16 protein-coding genes are annotated in these 18,639 nt (G+C 48.6%); 11 read left to right on the forward strand and 5 right to left on the reverse strand.

Going from position 1 to position 18,639, the window contains the following annotated elements; genetic code table 11:
- Positions 1-178: 178 nt before the first annotated feature.
- The 4 genes from CEQ32_RS16620 (at position 179) to mog (ending at position 5,846) form a co-directional block, all read left to right on the forward strand.
- On the forward strand, positions 179-1,399 hold the full coding sequence (locus tag CEQ32_RS16620) for an MFS transporter (protein ID WP_088586463.1): 1,221 nt from the start codon (positions 179-181) through the stop codon (positions 1,397-1,399).
- 258 nt (positions 1,400-1,657) lie between these two features.
- On the forward strand, positions 1,658-4,054 hold the full coding sequence (locus CEQ32_RS16625; protein WP_088586464.1) for a TonB-dependent receptor domain-containing protein: 2,397 nt from the start codon (positions 1,658-1,660) through the stop codon (positions 4,052-4,054).
- Between the two features lie 92 nt (positions 4,055-4,146).
- Positions 4,147-5,106 carry a carbohydrate kinase family protein gene (locus CEQ32_RS16630; RefSeq protein ID WP_088586465.1) on the forward strand — a complete coding sequence of 320 codons (960 nt, stop codon included), beginning with the start codon at positions 4,147-4,149 and terminating at the stop codon, positions 5,104-5,106.
- A gap of 206 nt (positions 5,107-5,312) precedes the next feature.
- Positions 5,313-5,846: a molybdopterin adenylyltransferase gene (gene mog / locus CEQ32_RS16635; protein ID WP_088587005.1), complete on the forward strand. Its 534-nt coding sequence runs from the start codon at positions 5,313-5,315 to the stop codon at positions 5,844-5,846.
- A gap of 169 nt (positions 5,847-6,015) precedes the next feature.
- On the opposite strand, the gene CEQ32_RS16640 is transcribed toward mog, so the two are convergent.
- The 4 genes from CEQ32_RS16640 to CEQ32_RS16655 form a co-directional block, all read right to left on the reverse strand.
- Positions 6,016-6,276, reverse strand: coding sequence for a phage-shock protein (locus CEQ32_RS16640; protein WP_037416192.1), 261 nt, complete (start codon positions 6,274-6,276; stop codon positions 6,016-6,018).
- A gap of 56 nt (positions 6,277-6,332) precedes the next feature.
- A complete protein-coding gene (locus CEQ32_RS16645) occupies positions 6,333-7,472 on the reverse strand; it encodes an ABC transporter permease (protein ID WP_037427971.1) in 1,140 nt (379 codons plus the stop codon).
- A gap of 89 nt (positions 7,473-7,561) precedes the next feature.
- Entirely contained in the window at positions 7,562-8,296 is a 735-nt protein-coding gene (locus tag CEQ32_RS16650; protein ID WP_037416198.1) for an ATP-binding cassette domain-containing protein, read from the reverse strand.
- Between the two features lie 3 nt (positions 8,297-8,299).
- Entirely contained in the window at positions 8,300-9,907 is a 1,608-nt protein-coding gene (locus CEQ32_RS16655) for an alpha/beta hydrolase (protein WP_088586466.1), read from the reverse strand.
- 92 nt (positions 9,908-9,999) lie between these two features.
- On the opposite strand from CEQ32_RS16655, the gene CEQ32_RS16660 reads away from it, so the two are divergent.
- From CEQ32_RS16660 to CEQ32_RS16690, 7 genes are all read left to right on the forward strand, one after another.
- Entirely contained in the window at positions 10,000-10,371 is a 372-nt protein-coding gene (locus CEQ32_RS16660) for a GntR family transcriptional regulator (RefSeq protein ID WP_037427968.1), read from the forward strand.
- A 40-nt stretch (positions 10,372-10,411) separates the two neighbouring features.
- Positions 10,412-11,275: an ABC transporter ATP-binding protein gene (locus CEQ32_RS16665; RefSeq protein ID WP_047536432.1), complete on the forward strand. Its 864-nt coding sequence runs from the start codon at positions 10,412-10,414 to the stop codon at positions 11,273-11,275.
- A complete protein-coding gene (locus CEQ32_RS16670; RefSeq protein ID WP_069453858.1) occupies positions 11,272-12,582 on the forward strand; it encodes an ABC transporter permease in 1,311 nt (436 codons plus the stop codon). Before CEQ32_RS16665 ends, CEQ32_RS16670 begins: the two co-directional genes overlap by 4 nt.
- A gap of 128 nt (positions 12,583-12,710) precedes the next feature.
- Positions 12,711-14,504 carry an AMP-dependent synthetase/ligase gene (locus CEQ32_RS16675; RefSeq protein ID WP_069453857.1) on the forward strand — a complete coding sequence of 598 codons (1,794 nt, stop codon included), beginning with the start codon at positions 12,711-12,713 and terminating at the stop codon, positions 14,502-14,504.
- Between the two features lie 140 nt (positions 14,505-14,644).
- Positions 14,645-17,134 carry a toxin-antitoxin system YwqK family antitoxin gene (locus CEQ32_RS16680; RefSeq protein WP_088586467.1) on the forward strand — a complete coding sequence of 830 codons (2,490 nt, stop codon included), beginning with the start codon at positions 14,645-14,647 and terminating at the stop codon, positions 17,132-17,134.
- 107 nt (positions 17,135-17,241) lie between these two features.
- Positions 17,242-17,652 carry an acyl-CoA thioesterase gene (locus tag CEQ32_RS16685; protein WP_055646913.1) on the forward strand — a complete coding sequence of 137 codons (411 nt, stop codon included), beginning with the start codon at positions 17,242-17,244 and terminating at the stop codon, positions 17,650-17,652.
- Positions 17,653-17,770: 118 nt separating this feature from the next.
- Positions 17,771-18,319 carry an HPP family protein gene (locus CEQ32_RS16690; RefSeq protein WP_037427960.1) on the forward strand — a complete coding sequence of 183 codons (549 nt, stop codon included), beginning with the start codon at positions 17,771-17,773 and terminating at the stop codon, positions 18,317-18,319.
- A 20-nt stretch (positions 18,320-18,339) separates the two neighbouring features.
- Here the strand turns inward: CEQ32_RS16690 and CEQ32_RS16695 are convergent, their stop codons facing one another.
- Positions 18,340-18,603 (reverse strand): GNAT family N-acetyltransferase, encoded by a 264-nt coding sequence (locus CEQ32_RS16695; protein WP_088586468.1) that lies wholly within the window; start codon positions 18,601-18,603, stop codon positions 18,340-18,342.
- Positions 18,604-18,639 lie beyond the last annotated feature (36 nt).

Raw genomic sequence — 18,639 nt, forward strand, 5'->3', positions numbered from 1 at the left:
GATTAAGTTGTATATTTAACCAATGTGAAACATTATTCAAGTGGTTTGTTTTATTTTTGAGTTAGTCTTAGGTTTTGGGGGGATTAGCTCACTGCTGTACATAAATAATGCCTAAAGCTGTTTGGGGCTTAGCCAGCTTCAAAGGGAGTTAGGCGCGATAACGATAAGGTGAAACAGTATGGTAAGTGATTCAAATTCTGTAGAAAATCGCCATCACACTCGTATTAGAGTGCTGACGTATTTAATGTTTTTTATGTTTGCTATGACCTCCGATGCCGTGGGCGTGATCATCCCGCAGCTGATATCTGAATTTGGCCTCTCTTTGTCTCAGGCGAGCGCCTTCCATTATATGCCGATGATTTTTATCGCAATAAGCGGTCTGTTTCTGGGTTTTTTGGCGGATAAAATAGGGCGTAAACTAACCATTTTATTAGGGTTGTTGTTGTTCGCTATTGCCTGTTTTTTATTTGCGCTTGGGGAGTCGTTTTATTATTTCCTGATGCTATTGGCCTTGGTGGGCTTGGCAATTGGGGTATTTAAAACTGGGGCTTTAGCTCTGATCGGTGATATCTCTCGGTCACCAAAACAACATTCCAGCACCATGAACACGGTCGAAGGATTCTTTGGGGTTGGCGCTATGGTGGGGCCAGCTATCGTTAGCTATCTGCTTATCAGTGGTGTGTCATGGAAGTATTTGTATTTTGGGGCAGGGATTTTTTGTCTGCTGCTTTGTTGGTTGGCGTTTAGGGCCGATTATCCGCAGGTTAAGCAATCCTCGACGGAGACAATTAATCTGGCGAACACCTTCCGCATGATGAAAAACCCTTATGCATTAGGGTTTTCCCTTGCGATTGGTTTGTATGTGGCCACCGAAGTGGCGATTTATGTATGGATGCCTAGCCTGCTGCAAGAGTATCAGGGCGATTACACTGTACTGGCGGCTTATGCCTTGACCCTCTTTTTTACCCTGCGAGCGGGTGGGCGGTTTTTGGGCGGATGGATACTAAATCACTTTTCATGGCAACAGGTTATGTTCTGGTTTAGCTTAGCGATTAGCCTTTGCTATCTCGGCTCTATGCTCTATGGGGTTGAGGCCGCTGTTATTCTCTTGCCGCTCTCTGGGCTGTTTATGTCAATGATATATCCCACCTTAAACTCCAAGGGGATCAGTTGTTTCCCCGTGGCGCAGCACGGTTCTGTGGCTGGAGTTATCCTGTTTTTTACCGCGGTTTCTGCGGCGCTGGCTCCCCTTTGTATGGGGTTAGTTGGGGATATTTTCGGCCATGTGAAGTATGGCTTTTACCTCGCAACTGGGTTTGCCGTTTTACTGTGCCTGTTAGCGGGCGTTAATCTGATTAAAGATCCTACCCAATCATTGTTGGGCCGTGAAACTGCTTAAATTGAAATGTGACAGAAAAAATTTTTATGTCACATTTCTCTAATGAATCAATTAATTGTCTGTTGTTCCCACTTTAAGTTTGTTGGTTTGTACAAAAAATGCACTTGCTTTTTGTTATTTAGTTGCTAACTTGTTAACTTAATCGATTAAGATGTTTTTTAGTAAAGTGAAATAACAGGCTAATCGATTAACAACAATTTCAGTAGAAGTCGCCGTGGGGAGAGGGGCGGCTTCTCAAATATGGGTGGGGACATAAAAATGATAAATCGCACATCACAACAATTCTTGTTAAGCACAATCGCCGTCTTGGTGAGTTCTCAGCTTTGGGCTGCCGATGCACCTGCACAGGAAGAAACCAAGAAAGATGCGTTAGGCCTTGAGCGCATTACTGTTACGGGCGTGGCCCGTGGCACCCGCGTCATGGACTCGAGCGTGTCAGTCAGCAGCGTATCACTCGCCGAGTTGGAGGTTAGTACTCCACGTTCATCCGCCGAAGCATTTCGGATCATTCCAGGGATGAAGGTGGAATCAACGGGCGGCGAAGGTAACGCTAACATTGCTGTCCGTGGCTTACCTGTGGCATCGGGTGGTGCTAAGTTTCTCCAAATTCAAGAAGATGGTTTACCAATTCTGCAGTTTGGCGATATTGCCTTTGGTAATGCGGATATCTTTTTACGTTTAGACTCTACAGTACAAACCATTGAATCTATTCGTGGTGGTTCGGCATCAACTGCAGCCAGTAATGCGCCCGGTGGCATTATTAACGTGATCAGTAAAACCGGAAGTTCAGATGCTGGCAGCGTGTCGACCACCTTTGGCTTGGACTACGATACCTTCCGTACCGACTTTGAATATGGCACCAGCATCAATGACAGCCTGCGTTTCCATGTGGGTGGTTTTGTGCGTACTGGTGAAGGCCCTCGCCAAGCAGGTTATGACGCCAACAAGGGCGGTCAGGTAAAAGCTAACATAACCAAAGAGTTCGATAGTGGCTATGTTCGTCTTTATTTCAAGCACTTAGATGATAAAAGTATTGGCTACTTACCCATGCCAATGTATTCGGACGGTAGCTCTGTCCCAGGTTTTAATGCGAAATCCGATGCCATTCAGTCAGCATATTTCCTCTCAACCCTGAGTTTGGGCGCCGATGGTGAGCGTCGTCGCGGTGATATGCGCGATGGGATGAACCCTGAGGTTAACTCTGTGGGTTTAGAGGCGTCTTTTGATTTAGGCAATGATTGGCAGGTCGAAAACCGCTTCCGTTTCTCGGATGTGAGCGGCAATTTTATGGCACCATTCCCAGCCGAGGTGGCTAATGGCGCCGACATTGCGGCCAGTATCGCCGGCACTGGCGCTAAGTTAATTTATGCCAATGGCCCTGATGCGGGCAATCCTATGGATGGACTCGCCATGCGGATCCATACCTTCGACGTTAAGATGAATGACTTTGGCTCAATCGTAAACGACTTAAAATTAACGAAAACCTTTGACGATACCAGCGTTACTGTGGGTTATTACAATGCCACCCAAAATATCAATATGACCTGGATGTGGAACTCCTATTTGATGGAAGTCAAAGGGGATAACGCCGCATTGCTTGATGTTGTGGCCGCCGATGGTACCGCCTATTCAGATGCTGGACTGTACGGCTATGGCGTGCCTTATTGGGGCAACTGTTGCCAACGTAATTACGATACCGAATACAACATTAAGGCGCCTTATCTTGCGGTCGCGTCGAGCTTTGGGGATTTGTCGCTGGATGCCAGTGTGCGTTACGACAGCGGTGATGCCAGTGGTTACTACGCCGGCAATGTGCAATCGCAAGTCGATATGAACTTGGATGGCGTTATCTCTATTCCTGAGCAAAGTGTCTCTTCTATCGATAATGCCAATCCGCAAACCGTAAATTATGACTGGAGTTACACCTCCTATTCTCTCGGTGCAAACTATCAGTTTTCCAGTGATTTAGCTGCATTTGGTCGCTTGAGTCATGGTGGCCGCGCCAATGCGGATCGCCTGTTGTTTGGTAAGGTTCGTGCCGATGGTTCAGTGGCAAAAGAAGATGCTGTCGATAATGTGGATCAATATGAGTTAGGCGTTAAGTACCGTTACGATGACTTATCGGTGTTCGCGACCGCCTTCTATTCAGAGACCGAGGAGCAAAACTTTGAGGCGACGAGTCAGCGTTTCTTCGACCGTAAGTACAAAGCTAAAGGAATTGAAATTGAATCGGCCTATTTTATCGGTGACTTCGATTTTAGGGGCAATGTCACTTGGACCGACGCTGAAATTGCTAAGGACGCTCTAACACCCGACGTTGTCGGGAATACTCCAAGAAGACAGGCCGACTTTATCTACTCGCTGATGGGACGTTATAACTTTGACCAAGGTTCAGTGGGTATCAACCTGATTGGCACTACTGACTCCTATGCACAGGATAATAATGACCTCAAGTTTGATGGTTACAATCAGGTCAATGCCTTTGCAACCTACAACTTAACTCAGGCCTTAAGTGTCTCCTTAAACGTCAACAACCTGTTTGACGCTACGGGTATTACCGAAGCAGAGGAAGGTTCGATTCCTGATAACAATATTATCCGCGCTCGCACCATTAATGGCAGAACCACGAGTGCAACCTTGAAATACGAGTTTTAACTCCGGCGGGTTTGGGGTTTAAAACCGACAATTTAAAAGGCCCATCCAGCATGGGCTTTTTGCTTAACTAATAGAAATATAAAGGGATCCATATGACGGTATTACTCAGTTTTGGTGAGGTGTTAGTGGATTTATTACCCACGGAGGCTAGCGACAAATCCCATCAAGCCATTGCAGGCGGCGCGCCTGCAAACGTGGCTGTAGGTTATGCCAAACTGGGCGGTAAGAGTTATTTTGCTGGCGGCATTAGCTGCGATGATTATGGCGCAATGTTAAAACAAGCCCTAGCGAATGAAGGGGTTGTAACGGATTACTTGACCGAAGTGCCAGGTGCGCCAACGGCGACAGTGGTCGTAAATTTGGATGAAAATGGTGAACGAACCTTCGAGTTTAACCGTCAGGCTACGGCCGATCTGTGCTATAGCCCGCGCCATTTCGATGCCATTCCATGGCCGCAGATGGATATTTTCCATCTCTGTTCTAATACCTTTACCGAAGCGAACATTTTTAACGCGAGTCTCTATGGCGCCCGTTGTGCTAATTCATTCAATAAGATAGTGAGTTTTGATGTTAACTTGCGCTTATCACTCTGGCCCGATACCGCATTGCTTGCAGAGCGAGTAGAGCAGTGTTTTCGTTACACACAAGTGCTGAAAATGAGCCGTGAAGAAGCCGACTATTTAGCCTTAACGCGGAATAAGAGTTTCGAAGATTATTTGCAGTTTTGTTTGGCGCAAGGTGTTGAAGTGATTTTGATTACTGACGGCGCCAATCCAGTGCAATGCATAACAGTAGATGAGCGATTTAGCGTACCAGTCCCCCAAATTAAAGCCGTAGATACCACGGCGGCGGGTGACAGCTTTATGGCGGGATTTTTGTTTGCACTGGGTTCTGAGTTGGAGTTTGATCTCGAGCATTTAACCTTAAAACATCGACTTGCGTGTCAGGCACAGTTGCGCAAGGCGGTTGAGTTTGCGGTGCGTTGCGGCGCTGTAACCTGTTGCCAGAAAGGCGCTTTTCCTGCTTTACCCACGTTGTTGCAGGTGAGTTAACCCTTCACTCCAAACTATCAAGCTAAGGTGAGCTATGGCTTGCCTTAGCTTTTTTCGAGCATATTGCGCGAACTTCATCACGTTTTACTTGCCCCATTGGCCGAGCATTTATGCTATTTTAGCTGCGGCTTATAGTCGAAGGAGCATAGGTTTCTCCTCTGCTTACGGTCGATATGGTTTTATTTCAACATGATTGGGGATTTCCAATGAGCAAAGCAAAAATCGGGATTGTTACGGTGAGCGATCGTGCCAGCGCGGGGATTTATGAGGATATCTCGGGCAAGGCGATTATCGATACTCTCAATGACTACCTCACCAGCGAGTGGGAACCGATTTATCAAGTGATCCCCGACGAGCAGGATGTGATTGAAGCGACCCTGATCAAGATGGCTGATGAGCAGGATTGCTGCTTGATTGTGACTACGGGTGGTACTGGCCCTGCAAAACGTGATGTCACCCCTGAGGCAACCGAGGCCGTATGCGATCGCATGATGCCGGGCTTTGGCGAGCTGATGCGCGCTGAGTCGTTAAAGTTTGTACCGACGGCGATTCTCTCGCGCCAAACCGCGGGCTTACGGGGGGATTCATTAATTGTGAACCTGCCGGGCAAGCCTAAATCAATCCGCGAATGTTTAGATGCGGTATTCCCAGCGATTCCTTACTGTATCGACCTGATGGAAGGGCCGTACCTCGAGTGTAACGAGGCCGTGATGAAGCCTTTTAGACCTAAGGCAAAATAACGCGCCGCACAGCAAGATGACATAAACCCAAGCCTAGCTTGGGTTTTTTATTGGCATTCGTTATGGACGGTTGTGGTCGCGCTAAGTCGCAACTACGCAGCTTGACTTAGCGCCTATAGACACAGCTTTAATACTCTGTAATACGAGTTTAACTGCGGTGCATTAACGACTATTTTAATGCCTCAATTTGCTGTGCCAGTGTGGTCTTGGCGGCGTTGTCCTCTGCATCTGTCACTATGCGCTCCAGCACTTGTACTCGTTCAATCAGTACCTGATTTTGTAGACTCAGCTGGGTGAGTTTATCCTCAAGCTGTCGATCGTTTCCGCCACCCAGTTGGCGCATTTTTAGGTAATGCTTAAACATCTCTGTAGCGCTTACACCGATAATAAAGGTCACCATAATGACCATGATAATAAATTCTTTTTCCATGATTGGCTCCTTAACTCAATGTTAGGGCGCGGCGCGCCCTCTGTGGGTTGATAGTGTTATAAACCGAAGATCACTTTTTCGCTCTTTAACGATTTTTCCATGCCGAATGCCAGTATTACCGCAATGGCGAGTGTGCCCAGCGTCGATACCAGCAATTGCAGCATGTTCATATCTTTACCTTTAATAAAGTCCATCAGTGCCTGTTGCTGACCCGAGACGGGCAACCATTGCAGGACGTCGGGCGCGATGTTGTAGCTGGCGGCCATCGACAGTGCCAAGGGCACAAACAGCACCATGGTTAGATAGGACTGGGCTTCCTTAAAGGTTTTGGCCATAAAGGACACAAACAATTGCAAACAGGCAGCCATCAGGGCAACTGGGATACCGACCAGCAGCATCAACGCCATAAATTCACTGGTAATGCTGACGCTAAAGCCGAGCTCCTGCCAAGGCACGAAGGTATAGGCGACCTTAGATACTAATAAAATCAACACTAAGCCGAGTAGGGCAAACAGACCGACAGCAATGATTTTAGAGAGCACTAATTGGCGCGTGGTTAGCGGATGGCTGAGTAACAATGCCAAGGAGTTACGTTCACGCTCACCGGCGCTGGTGTCGATGGCCAAGTTCATCCCCGAGATAAACACTGAGTAAATCATAGTGAAAATGGCGATGCCTAAGATCATCCCGCCCTTAGAGTCGGTGGTGGCTTGGTCGTGCACATTCACTTTCAGGGGCTGCACCACGCGAGGGTCGATACCGCGGGCGATTAAGCGCAGGCTGCCCATTTCGGCGCTGTAGGCCTGCAACTGTTTCTCTAAGCGGCGAATCGAGTTTTGCAGTTTTTCCTCTGAGTTATCGGCAACGATAGTGATCTCTGCGCCTTTGCCTTGGTTCATCTGCTTAGCATAGTCGGGGCTGATAATCAGCTCGATGGCTTTCAAATCCTTCGCGCCAGCTTCGCCTTGGGTAATGCCCTTGTTAGATAAAAAACGCACTAAATCCGGCGCTTTGTCGGGATTAGTGATGCTGATTTTAAGATCGTCCGGGCTGGTCAGCTGGCCAATAAGCACCATAAACAGGCCGCACATGATCAGCGGCGTACCGATGGCGTAGTAGAGCCCCGCCATCACAGAGCGTTTATCGCGGGCGGCGTCTATCAGTTCCTTGCGAACCATTGCGATGATTTTGTTCATGATTATTCCTTATCCCAAGTTTATCTGTTCGCTATTTAAGTCGAAGCAGGTGTTATCGCAATTTGTGTGAGCGTTGATGCTGTGAGTCATCATGCGGCAATACCCTCATCGGTGCCGATCAGCTGGATAAAGGCATCTTCGAGTGAGGCCTTACCCGTTTGTGCGCAAAGCTGTTCTGGGCTGCCGATGGCCACCACTCGGCCCTGTGCCATCACAATCACTTGGTCGCACAGCGCCGCGACTTCCTGCATCACATGGCTGGAAAACAGCACACAATGCCCTTGGTTTTTAAGGTCGATAAGAATATCGCGCAGCAAGCGAGTGCTCATTACATCCAGCCCACGGGTCGGTTCGTCGAGGATAATATTGCTCGGACTGTGGACTATGGCTTGGGCGAGGGCGGTTTTCATTCGTTGCCCTTGGGAGAAGCCTTTACAGCGGCGATCGCTAATATCTTCGAGGCGCAGTTTGGCGATAACCTTGCTGGTGGCTTCTTTGGCGTCGCTCGCAGATAACCCGCTGAGTTCGGCGAAGTAACGGATATATTCCCGCGGCGTGAGGCGCTCATACAGGCCAAATGGATCGGGGAATAAGCCGAGTTGCTGCTTAGCACCAATCGGGTCGATGGCGACATCGATACCTTCAATTTCAGCCGTGCCAGTATCGGGCTTTAACAGGCCAAAAATGGTGCGTAAACAGGTGGTTTTACCCGCGCCATTAGGGCCGAGTAGGCCGGTGATCTGGCCATTTTCGGCAACAAAACTCAAATCGTTTAAGGCCTGCACTTCGCCGATGCGCTTAGAAAGATGGGATACTTTGATCATGACTTACTCCTTGGCTCCAGTGCTGGGCTTATCTTTGGCAGATTGGGTTGCATCTTCGGTCGCGAGTGGCTCAACCGAGCTGGCATTTAAATAGAAACTACGGCGCACATCCTTTTTCAAACATTCACCATCGAGATCTTTAACCGAACCAGTACGCACTAACTCGGCGATTAAGTTATTGGCACAGGACTGATAGGCCACGCCATGGGTGGCGTATGGCGCGACCAAGTGTTTAGCGTTGGTGAGTTTTTCCATCGCAAGTTCCGCCCAACTTGGTGGTGTGGCAGGGTCTATTTCGCCCGACAGCAACAGTGTGGGGATAGCACTCTTAATAGGCTCGCTAAAGCTGGCATCGACGGGTGGCACTTTCCACACAGAGCATGATGCCTCTAGGCCTTCGAGCATAGATTTGCCAACATAGGAGGTTTTTGCCTGTTCACGCATCGCTGGGGTGATGCGATGGATGTCTTCACCGCAAACTACGGAGGCGTGCATGCCCATTGCCATGCCTGCACCATCGGTAGTTAAGGCATACAATCCGAGTAGCGGTTGATAGTTACCTTTGGCGGCTTGATGAATCGCATGGGGCACTAAGGCGCGCACATTGGTTTGATATAACGCCATTCTGATCGCGCCATAAAACTTCGCGCGGGTGAGTGTGAGTAAGGTCTTTTCACCCGTGACCGGGTCGTGTACTTGCTCCATCACTGGCCCTTCGGTTAGTCTTGCGACCACTTGGTCAAACTCGGCCTTGAGCTCAGGAAACTCGGCATGGCAGGCCGCGGTTTCTTGGCAGTCTTTAAACAATAAGTCAAAGCCGCGCTCAATTGCCGAGCCGATTTCTAATACGCTTTGCTGCATCGGCACTACGCCGTCTAAGGTGACTGTGGCTAGATGCTCGGGATACAAACGCATATAGAGCTGCGCCATGCGTGTGCCGTAAGAAATGCCGTATAAGTGCAGCTTTTTGTAGCCTAAATGGGCGCGCACGGCTTCGAAGTCTGCCACTGCATTGAGACTGCCGTATTGGGTTACATCGCTACCCGTTAATTGATCTCGGCATTTTTGCGCCTCGGCTAAGCTATCAATATTGTCATCGTTGAGGGCGAGTAAGGATTGTTCACCTGCATCGCAATTCAATAGATTTGAGCGACCTGTACCGCGTTGATCAATCAGCAAAATATCCCGCTGCTGTCGCACTTTATTCAGCATGCTATCAAAGCTTGCCGCATTATCTATGGCCGATTGACCTGGGCCGCCTGCTATCGCCAGCAGTGCTTCTTCATGATTGACGTTTTTCACCGCAGGCAAGACCACATAATGCACTTGGATCTGTTTGCCATCGGGCTTGTTGGGATTCTCAGGCACAGTCACAAAGCCGCAGTTTAAACGGTCCGAAACACCGTCCACATAACAGGTATTTGTGGGGGTTGTTGAAGGAGCTGATTTTTCACTTGCCCAAACCGTTGCGCTAGCCATAGCGAGCATAAGCGTACTCAACCCTATGATTTTGCGAGTTGAAATATGTTTATGCCAGCCTGTGTTTGAACGCTTAATCGCAACGCAAGCGCCGGCATTATGGGACTTCCTGTGGATCATGCTATCTATCATGAGCGCTTTCCTTTTTGCATTTCAGGATGAGTGTGATACTTTAAATGCAGTGTATCGGTGTATCAATGTATTAATACAGTGTGTAAAGCCTAATGTTAGAACTTTTAAATGTCAACCCCAGCAGTGGTGAGCCAATTTACAAGCAATTACACGAGCAAATCGTGCGCTTGATTGTGGGCGGCCAACTGCAAGAGGAAGACGTATTACCCTCAGTGCGCCAGATTGCGGAATACCTTGCGGTGAACCCGATGACAGTATCTCGCGCGATTCAGCAATTGGTGGATCAGGGCTGGTTAGAACGCCGCCGTGGGCAGGCGACTCGGGTTGCTGCCCGTACCGAGGCGATGGAGTCGGGCGTGAGTTTGCTTGAGCCGCAATTAGATGGCTTATTGGCACAAGCCAAGCAGCTGGGCGTGAGCCTGCCCGAGTTGCTGCAATTGATTAACGAGCGCTGGCAAGCCTAGTCGGCCCAAGCGAAAACGAGAATAAAAAGGACGCAATTCGATGGATCAAGAGTTTCCCCCAATACTTGAGTTTTCTAAGGTAAACAAAGTTTTTCGTGGAAAAAATGGCGTTGAAAAACAGGCGTTAAAGGATCTGTCCTTGTGCTTGTCTGCCGGGATGGTGGTTGGCTTATTGGGACAAAATGGTGCGGGTAAATCGACCTTAATGCGCTGCGCTTTGGGGATTCTTTCGCCCGATTCGGGTGACATCCGCACCTTAGGTGAGACGCCGGAACAACTTTCGTCAGCCGCAAAGGAGCGCCTTGGTTATGTGCCACAACAACCCTTTGGTTATGAAGGTTTTACCGTTGAGCGCGCCCTTGATTTACACCGCAGCTTTTATCCCCATTGGGACATGCAGTTAGAGCAAGATTGGCTTGCCCGCTTTGAGTTAGATGTCAGCCAACAGGTACAACGTCTGTCCGTCGGCCAGCGCCAATCCTTGGCGCTGATCATGGCAATGGCCTATCGTCCCGAGTTGCTGATCCTCGACGAACCCGTGGCCAGTCTCGATCCTATCGTCAGACGCAAATTTATGGTCGATTTGTTCGACTTGGCCCTCGAATCCGGCTCGGCGGTGCTGTTTTCATCCCATATCACCTCAGATTTAGAGCGGGTCGCGAGTCATGTGGCACTGATTAAACAGGGCGAATTAGTGCTGTTTAAGGAAATCGATGCTCTACGGGAAGAGGTGCGTCTACTCAAACTGGCTGTGGGTACGGAGTTGCCTGAGCAGGTGCGTATTTTGAGCCGTGATGGTAATTCTGTGCTGGTGGATAGTGGCGCAATCGATCTCAATCTTCCCGGCGTGCAGCGAAGTGAAGCGCTTAATTTGGAGCAACTCTTTGTGGAGTTACACAAATGAGTTCAGCTAAACCGCTTGTGCAACCTACTGATAAGCCTGTAACACAGCATTCAATCAATCCCTTTAACGGCATGCTGCGCCTGTGGTTATTTGACGTGGGCAGTGTGAGTTTTTTGGGTACCGGATTATTTGGCTTAGCCCTGAGCGTTTTGGCGGGATGGGCCGGGCAGAAGGAGAGTTTTGATATTTTTGTCGGCATGGGGATTGTCTCTACCTCGGCAGCGGTCGCATGGCAGTTGATTCGCTTGATGGCGAGTGAGTGCTCAATCTTAATCCCCCGTTATCGGCAGAATATTTTTATCCAGTGCGAGGTGATGCTCATTGGCGTGTTTAGCCTTGCGGTGCTCTTATGCGTATTGTTTGATTTTACCTCTAGCCTGTCGCTACTGGTGTTTGCCCAAGGGATAAGCTTAGGTTTTATTTTGCTGTGTCTGCGGCACACCCAATGGTTTTACTCCTCATTTTTACTGTTTATCTTAGTGCCGTTTTCTAGCGCTTTGGCTGAGCAAGTACCATTGTGGCTGAGCATCATAGTGTTGTTTGTGTTTGTCGTTCTGATTTGGCGCCGCTGCCTAGTGTTACCTTGGCGGGTGGAAGCACGCAGTGTGTACCTCAACGGGTTAGAAATGGGCTGGTTTTGGTTGCCTAATCTGCAATCCATGCGGTTTTTGAGCCGTTTCGAGCGTTATTTGCATCCGGTTAACTTTTTTATCGGGCCGATGTTAACCGTATTGCTGTTGTTGCTGCCCGTGCTGACATTGGTGCTGGGGGTATTATCCCATCAGTTTAATTGGGATTTTCCGGTGTTACTGCTACTGGCGCAGTTTTGTGTGATCAGCTGTTCGCTGGTGCATTGGAGTCGGGTGCAACGAGCGCGTGCAACAGAGTTACTGTTATTGATGCCGGGTTTTGATGGCAGAACCGGTTTGGTTAATGCTTTTGCCCGAGGGCAGCAACGATTGCTGTATCTCATCAGTGTCGGCATGTTGCTCTGTAGTGTGTTTATTACTTGGCTCAATGGCGGGATAAGTGCGCCATTGCTGGCGCATTTAGTGATGAGCACCTATTGGGCTTGTGCCTTGGTGTTAGGGCTAGGTTGCCTGTGCCGCCGAGTGTTACAGGTTAGCTTGACTATGCTGGTGGTGCTGGGGCATTCACTATGGGTGTCTATCAGTTTGGCGGCATTGCAGCATGATGGTCATCTATATTATTGGTTAATAGGCGATCTTTTACTGGTTGTGTTGGGGCAAATTGCCCTGTTTGGCGGCCGTAAAAAGTTATGGCGGGGCGATATCGTTGGGCTGTAATCGGCCTTAAATGACGTGATTTGGGCGACATTTGCACAAGATTAGAGCAAAAACTCTTAGTTTTTAGCTTGCCTTCAGGTAGAATGCTGCAAAAGCGGAACACTTGTAAGCTAAAAGGTGAGTCACTCATGTCGCTCGAACAATATCACGTAATTCGACTATTACAGCAGCAAAGCCAGTCGTTAAAGGAGGCTATTGCGCTGGAAGGTTTTGAAATGGCAGCCCCTTGGCATCAAGTCAGTTGGCAGGCATTTGATGAGATCAGCCATAAAATTGCACAAGTGTTGATTCAACTCGGCGTACAAGTGCAAGACCGCTGTGTGATCCTGTCACAAAACTGCCCACAATGGACCTGTGCCGATATCGGCATTCTGAAAAGCCGTGCCATTGTCGTGCCTATTTACCCAACCAGTACCTTAGAGCAAGCCAGCTTTATCATTAATGATGCGGCGGCTAAGGTGATTTTTGTCGACGACGCTAAGCAATATGCGCTGGCCTGCGAGCTACAAAAACAGTGTCCGACTCTAGAGCATGTGATTGTGTTCGATGCCGCAGTTCAGTTGGCTCAGGATAAACCTCAGCATAGACATTTAGATAACGTGCTAGCGCAGGCATACGACCAAAGTGCCGAGCTGGGGCAACGCTTAAAAGACGCGAATCTTGATGATCTGTTAACCCTGATTTATACCTCCGGCACCACGGGTGATCCTAAGGGCGTCATGCTGGATTACCGCAATATGGCTTCGACTGTGCGTCAGCACGATCAGATTTTGCCTTTTAATGCTGGCGATGTGTCTTTAGCTTTCCTACCGCTAAGCCATGTGTTTGAGCGTAGCTGGAGTTTCTACGTTTTATGCCGTGGTGGCCATAATGTGTATCTGCAAAATACCCAAAGAGTAAAAGAGGCGATAAGTGCTGTGCGTCCGCATACCTTGTGTGTGGTGCCGCGTTTCCTCGAGAAGGTTTACAGCGCAGTACAGGATAAGGTCGCGAAATCCGCAGAGGGTCGTAAAAAATTATTTGCTTGGGCGATGAGGGTTGGCGAGCGTCAGTTTGAAGTGAGCCAAGGCCGCGCTAAGGGCGGTTTGTGGTTATCCTTGCAATGGCGTTTGGCGAATAAATTGGTTTACAGCAAGTTGCAGGCAGTGCTCGGTGGACGCTTAAAGTTTATGCCCTGTGGCGGTGCTGCACTTGATTTAAATGTGGCGTCTTTTTTCCATGCTATTGGTATTCCTGTGCTTTGTGGCTATGGCATGACCGAAACAAACGCTACTGTGACCTGTAACACTTTGGATAACCGTGTCGCGGGGTCAAACGGTAAAGTCTTGCCCGAAATCGAAATTAAACTGGGTAAAGACGATGAAATCTTAGTCCGTGGCGACACTGTGATGCGTGGTTATTACAATCGCCCTGAAGATACTGCCGCCGCCTTTGAAGACGGCTGGTTAAAGACTGGCGATGCGGGACGACTCGATGCCCACGGCAATTTGTTTATTACCGATCGTATTAAAGAATTGATGAAGACCTCTAACGGTAAATATATTGCACCGCAAAGGGTTGAGGGTGCTGTTGGGTGTTGTCCTTTTATCGAACAAGTGGCGGTGATTGCCGATGCGCGTAACTATGTGACGGCGCTGATTGTGCCAGCCTTTGAATCCCTCGAAGCATGGGCAAAGGAAAAAGGCTTAAAGTATGAGTCGCCTATTGAGCTGCTGCGCCATAGCCATGTGGTTGAGCATTTCGAGCAGCGCCTCAAACAGCTCCAGCAGGAGTTGGCTAGTTTTGAGCAAATCAAAAAGTTTACCCTGCTGCCGGAAGCTTTTTCGATGGAGGCAGGATTAATCACGCCGACGCTTAAGTTGCGTCGCAAAATGATTTATCACAAGTACGCCCATGAAATTAATGCTATGTATAATAATTGATTGTTAAATATTTGATCTTAAAAGGCCGCTTAGCGGCCTTTTTTGTCTCAACTACTTCCTGACGCATAGTTCTTAGCTTAAAATTCGCCCCGTTTACTGGTGCGCACGAGGCGCAAGGTGTCGGTGTAAAGGATAGTTAAATGGAACTTTCGATTCGTCGTTTATGCGCCGCTGTCGGTGCGGTGTGGTTATCTTCTTTTGTGGTCATTCCTGCTGCGGTTGCGGCGGAATATGACAAAATGGTTCACGGTCCCGTGGATCTTCCCAATGGCCAATGGCTTAATTTTTATCAAAAAGATCAACAGGTATGGGGCGAAATGCTCTATGGCGATGCGCCCGGTGTGCGTATTGACGATTACGGCCGCGCTGAAATCGTGGCGGTGTTTTACCATGACTTTGACAAGGGCGGTACTAAGGAAGTTATCGTCATGCTCAAGGATGCCGATGGTCAGCATCTACGGGGTTATGGCTTTGAGGGTGAAGAGCTAACTAAATTGCCACGCTTGCAAGCAGTGCTCGATGAAGTTGTACCAAGCATTAGCACCTTTACCGTCGGCGGCGTTCGCAAGGTGTTAAGCCAGCTGCCGCCGCAGCAGTATCGTATGACCTATGAGGCGGAAGGGGTAAAAGATCCTGATATTAAAGCGATTTTGGATGGGACCTCTAAGCTCAAACCAACACTAATTGGTTATCGCAATTCTGAAGGCACAGCGGCGGATGTAAAAACCGCAGTGGAATACAAGCTGCGCTATCCCGTGACTCGCACCGATAAGGATGCCGAGGGGCGTGAACGAAAATACAGTCTAGTCGCCACGTTTGATCGCAGTGCCTACGTCGAAGAAGATGGCAGTTTTATGTTAGTCGCCATTGGTTATGAGGCCGACGATGTCGATTGGCTTAAAAATGGCAGCGAAAAAATCCCGCGAACAGGGCCTTTTTACGAATTCATGAGCATGGGCAGTACTTGGGCTGGTGTTGCCAGTGAAGCCAATTATGTTCAAGGCGAACTTGATGGTCACTTTGCCGCCTACGATGCCCGCAATGGCAGTGTGATGTATGCCGGTGACTATAAGCTGGGCAAACAAGTGGGTAAATGGATAGAAGCCGACAGCCGTGAAACCTATTGGGAGGGCGAGTACCTCGACGGCCAAAAGCAGGGTAAATGGGTATTGCAGTCCATGATGGATGACGCCGATAACTACGGCTTTATTCACTACAACAAGGGCGTGCCCGATGGCCCGAGTGAAATCTATACCCCAGATTACGATTCCGGCACTGAAGGCGCGAAGAAATTATCCGAAAAGGGCATTTATCTCAATGGCGTAAAAGACGGTGAGTGGCTTGAGTCCGATGGCAGCAAAGGCCAATACCAAAAGGGTGTGAAGCAAGGCGCTTGGGTAGAAAAGGTCACCCAAGGGGATTATCGCTTTCAAAGCGGTGAAGGCAGCTACCTCGATGGTAAACGTTCAGGCCTTTGGGTATATATTCGAACCCCAGATGCTAACGATGCATTTACCACTAGGCAATCGGTGACTTACCTCTACAAGACGGAAGTCAACTATGAGAACGGCCTACGCCAAGGTGAGGCTAAGTTATTCAATAAAGATAATTTTATGTTTGCCCTTAAACATTATGATAAGGGCAGACTCCACGGTGAGAGTCTATGGTATTCAGCCCCGAATACTGTCAGCAATGTAGCTAACTATCGTCAAGGCGAGTTAGATGGCCCACAAATGTGGCTCGAACCTAACGGCGATCTGAATGAGTTGAGTCAGTATAAGTTCAATGACGCCGTAAAACTTAAACCCTCGCAGGATGAATGCATGATGCGAAAAGAGCCTTATACAGGAGATTGTGAGGGTGTAATAAACGCAAACAATGCCGAGACTAGCTCGATTAAAGATGGTGATCAGCGAGTGTATCGCGGCGGCCGACTATCCGAATTAAGCTATTACACCAATGGGTCAGTCGATAAAGAATATCGATTCGATTCTAACGGCCGCTTAATGTCTTTGCAGACTTATAAAGCGGGTAAGGAATATGGCCCAAGCATTCGCTATTCCACCGACGGCGGCTATTCGCTCGTACAATATGGTCATCTTATCAATAACCGTCTCTCTGGCCCCCATTACACCTTTTACCCGAACGGCCAGTTAAAGAGTTTATGGAACTATTGCCAGCAAGAAGGCGAAACCTGGAACGGTGAACCTTATTTCTGGGATAACGCCATTGCACGCTGCGGTATCCAGCGGGAGTATTTTGATAATGGTGCCGTGAGTTGTATCGAGGATCTCGACAGCAATTATGCCGTGGATAAAGTCTGTTATGACCAGAATGGCAAGTTAGCCAGCGAAATGCTGCGGATTGATGAGCAACATGTGGTGCACAAGCGCTATATCAACGGAGTGATCTATCAAGAGGAACCTGGGTTTTCGGATTTTTCCCATGTGACCAAGGGACGCAAAATCTATCACCTAGAAAACCCAAAAAGCCATGGTGTGTTTAAGTCCTACGACAGCAGTGGCAAGCTCAAATACGAAAAAATTTATGATATGGGTAAAGCTGGCTGTATGAAAAAGTACGATGCTAACGGCAAGCAAACCCCAGATACCGCGAGCTGCCAGTTCTAGCATCGCGCTTCTTATTTCTGTTAGGCTTGGTAGGGATAAACGGGGCAATCGCCTTGTTTATCCCATTCACAGCATAAAAGTATAAGAACAACAAAAGGGAAGTTTGCATGTCAGCCACCGAATACAGCCTAGAAATCCAGCCAAGATTTACCGAAACCGATGGCCTAGGCCATATTAACAATACAGTGATCCCCGTGTGGTGCGAGGCGGCGCGCACGCCAATCTTCGAGATTTTTAATCCCGAGTTGGATTTACATCAATGGAATCTGATTGTGGCGGGTTTTACTGTAGCCTTTATCGCGCCGACTTATTACGGCAAGAGCGTGACGGTGAAAACCTATGTTAGCCGTATCGGTAATAGCAGTTTCGAACTGACTCAAAGCTGTTGGCAAGCTGGCAGTAAAACTGCGGAAGTGAAAACTACCTTAGTCCACTACGACTACAGTTGTGAAAAGAGTCGCCCTATTCCCGAAGATATTCGTGAAATCTTAGCTAGCCTGAACGGCGAAGCTGCATAAGTCTGATATTCGCTTTCACCGCACAATTGCAATTGTGCGGTGAAAACGTTAACGTGGCGGCCGCAAACGTGATGCGGATCACTTATCTGCACCTTTATTCCTCTTGGCCGGATTTAGCATGAGATTTTACTTCACCCGAATGCGTTCTAAGGACATCTGTCCGCCACGACAACCCCTGAAAAAGATCGTTTGGTCATGGGTCGGGGCCTTTTGTGGCATTTACTTAGTCGCCAGTCTCGCCACTTATATGGGCGAACATCTGCTTGGCACTATGTTTGTGATTGGCTCATTTGGGGCGTCGGCGGTATTAGTGTATGGCGCGCCACTGGCTGAGTTTTCTCAGCCACGTAACTTGATTGGCGGCAGTGTGTTATCGGCACTGATTGGTGTGGCTGTGTACCAAGTGTTTGCCGATTATATGGTGCTTGCGAGCGCTCTAGCCGTATCACTAGCCATCGCATTGATGTATTTAACTCGCACGCTGCACCCACCGGGCGGTGCAACGGCATTAATTGCTGTGATAGGCGGTGAGAACGTGCATCAACTCGGATTTCTCTATGCGTTGATGCCAGTATTCCTCGGCTCACTACTGTTATTACTGGTGGCGTTGGTCGTGAATAATCTCTCCACCGATCCCAAGCGCCACTACCCTGTGTATTGGATTTAGCGTACCTGTCGAGAAGCCAGTTATTTCAAAAACTTCTGCACATACCAGCAGCTGGCTTCTATCTCGTAATCTTGGGCTTTGGCCCATTTTAGGCCATGGCGAACTAAATGTTCAGCAAGACCTTTGCCACGCAGCTCGTCGGGCACAAAGGTACGGTTAAAGTCGATGTGCTGGCCATTGAGTCGGTATTCCAGCACGGCTTCATGCCCGTCAACGTGGATCACAAAGCGTTGTTTATCCTGTTGATGCTCAACGGTGATTTCAATTGGTGCTTTTTCTGACATACAGCCTCCCTCTGATATGGCCTAAAGTGTTATGGC

Origin of the sequence: Shewanella sp. FDAARGOS_354 (assembly GCF_002209245.2) — a bacterium.
In the GTDB taxonomy this organism is placed as follows: domain Bacteria; phylum Pseudomonadota; class Gammaproteobacteria; order Enterobacterales; family Shewanellaceae; genus Shewanella; species Shewanella xiamenensis.

Coding starts and splice junctions, on each gene's coding strand:
- CEQ32_RS16620 (WP_088586463.1), top strand. CDS start 179: ATGGTAAGTGATTCAAATTCTGTAGAAAATCGCCATCACACTCGTATT.
- CEQ32_RS16625 (WP_088586464.1), top strand. CDS start 1,658: ATGATAAATCGCACATCACAACAATTCTTGTTAAGCACAATCGCCGTC.
- CEQ32_RS16630 (WP_088586465.1), top strand. CDS start 4,147: ATGACGGTATTACTCAGTTTTGGTGAGGTGTTAGTGGATTTATTACCC.
- mog (WP_088587005.1), top strand. CDS start 5,313: ATGAGCAAAGCAAAAATCGGGATTGTTACGGTGAGCGATCGTGCCAGC.
- CEQ32_RS16640 (WP_037416192.1), bottom strand. CDS start 6,276: ATGGAAAAAGAATTTATTATCATGGTCATTATGGTGACCTTTATTATC.
- CEQ32_RS16645 (WP_037427971.1), bottom strand. CDS start 7,472: ATGAACAAAATCATCGCAATGGTTCGCAAGGAACTGATAGACGCCGCC.
- CEQ32_RS16650 (WP_037416198.1), bottom strand. CDS start 8,296: ATGATCAAAGTATCCCATCTTTCTAAGCGCATCGGCGAAGTGCAGGCC.
- CEQ32_RS16655 (WP_088586466.1), bottom strand. CDS start 9,907: ATGATAGATAGCATGATCCACAGGAAGTCCCATAATGCCGGCGCTTGC.
- CEQ32_RS16660 (WP_037427968.1), top strand. CDS start 10,000: ATGTTAGAACTTTTAAATGTCAACCCCAGCAGTGGTGAGCCAATTTAC.
- CEQ32_RS16665 (WP_047536432.1), top strand. CDS start 10,412: ATGGATCAAGAGTTTCCCCCAATACTTGAGTTTTCTAAGGTAAACAAA.
- CEQ32_RS16670 (WP_069453858.1), top strand. CDS start 11,272: ATGAGTTCAGCTAAACCGCTTGTGCAACCTACTGATAAGCCTGTAACA.
- CEQ32_RS16675 (WP_069453857.1), top strand. CDS start 12,711: ATGTCGCTCGAACAATATCACGTAATTCGACTATTACAGCAGCAAAGC.
- CEQ32_RS16680 (WP_088586467.1), top strand. CDS start 14,645: ATGGAACTTTCGATTCGTCGTTTATGCGCCGCTGTCGGTGCGGTGTGG.
- CEQ32_RS16685 (WP_055646913.1), top strand. CDS start 17,242: ATGTCAGCCACCGAATACAGCCTAGAAATCCAGCCAAGATTTACCGAA.
- CEQ32_RS16690 (WP_037427960.1), top strand. CDS start 17,771: ATGAGATTTTACTTCACCCGAATGCGTTCTAAGGACATCTGTCCGCCA.
- CEQ32_RS16695 (WP_088586468.1), bottom strand. CDS start 18,603: ATGTCAGAAAAAGCACCAATTGAAATCACCGTTGAGCATCAACAGGAT.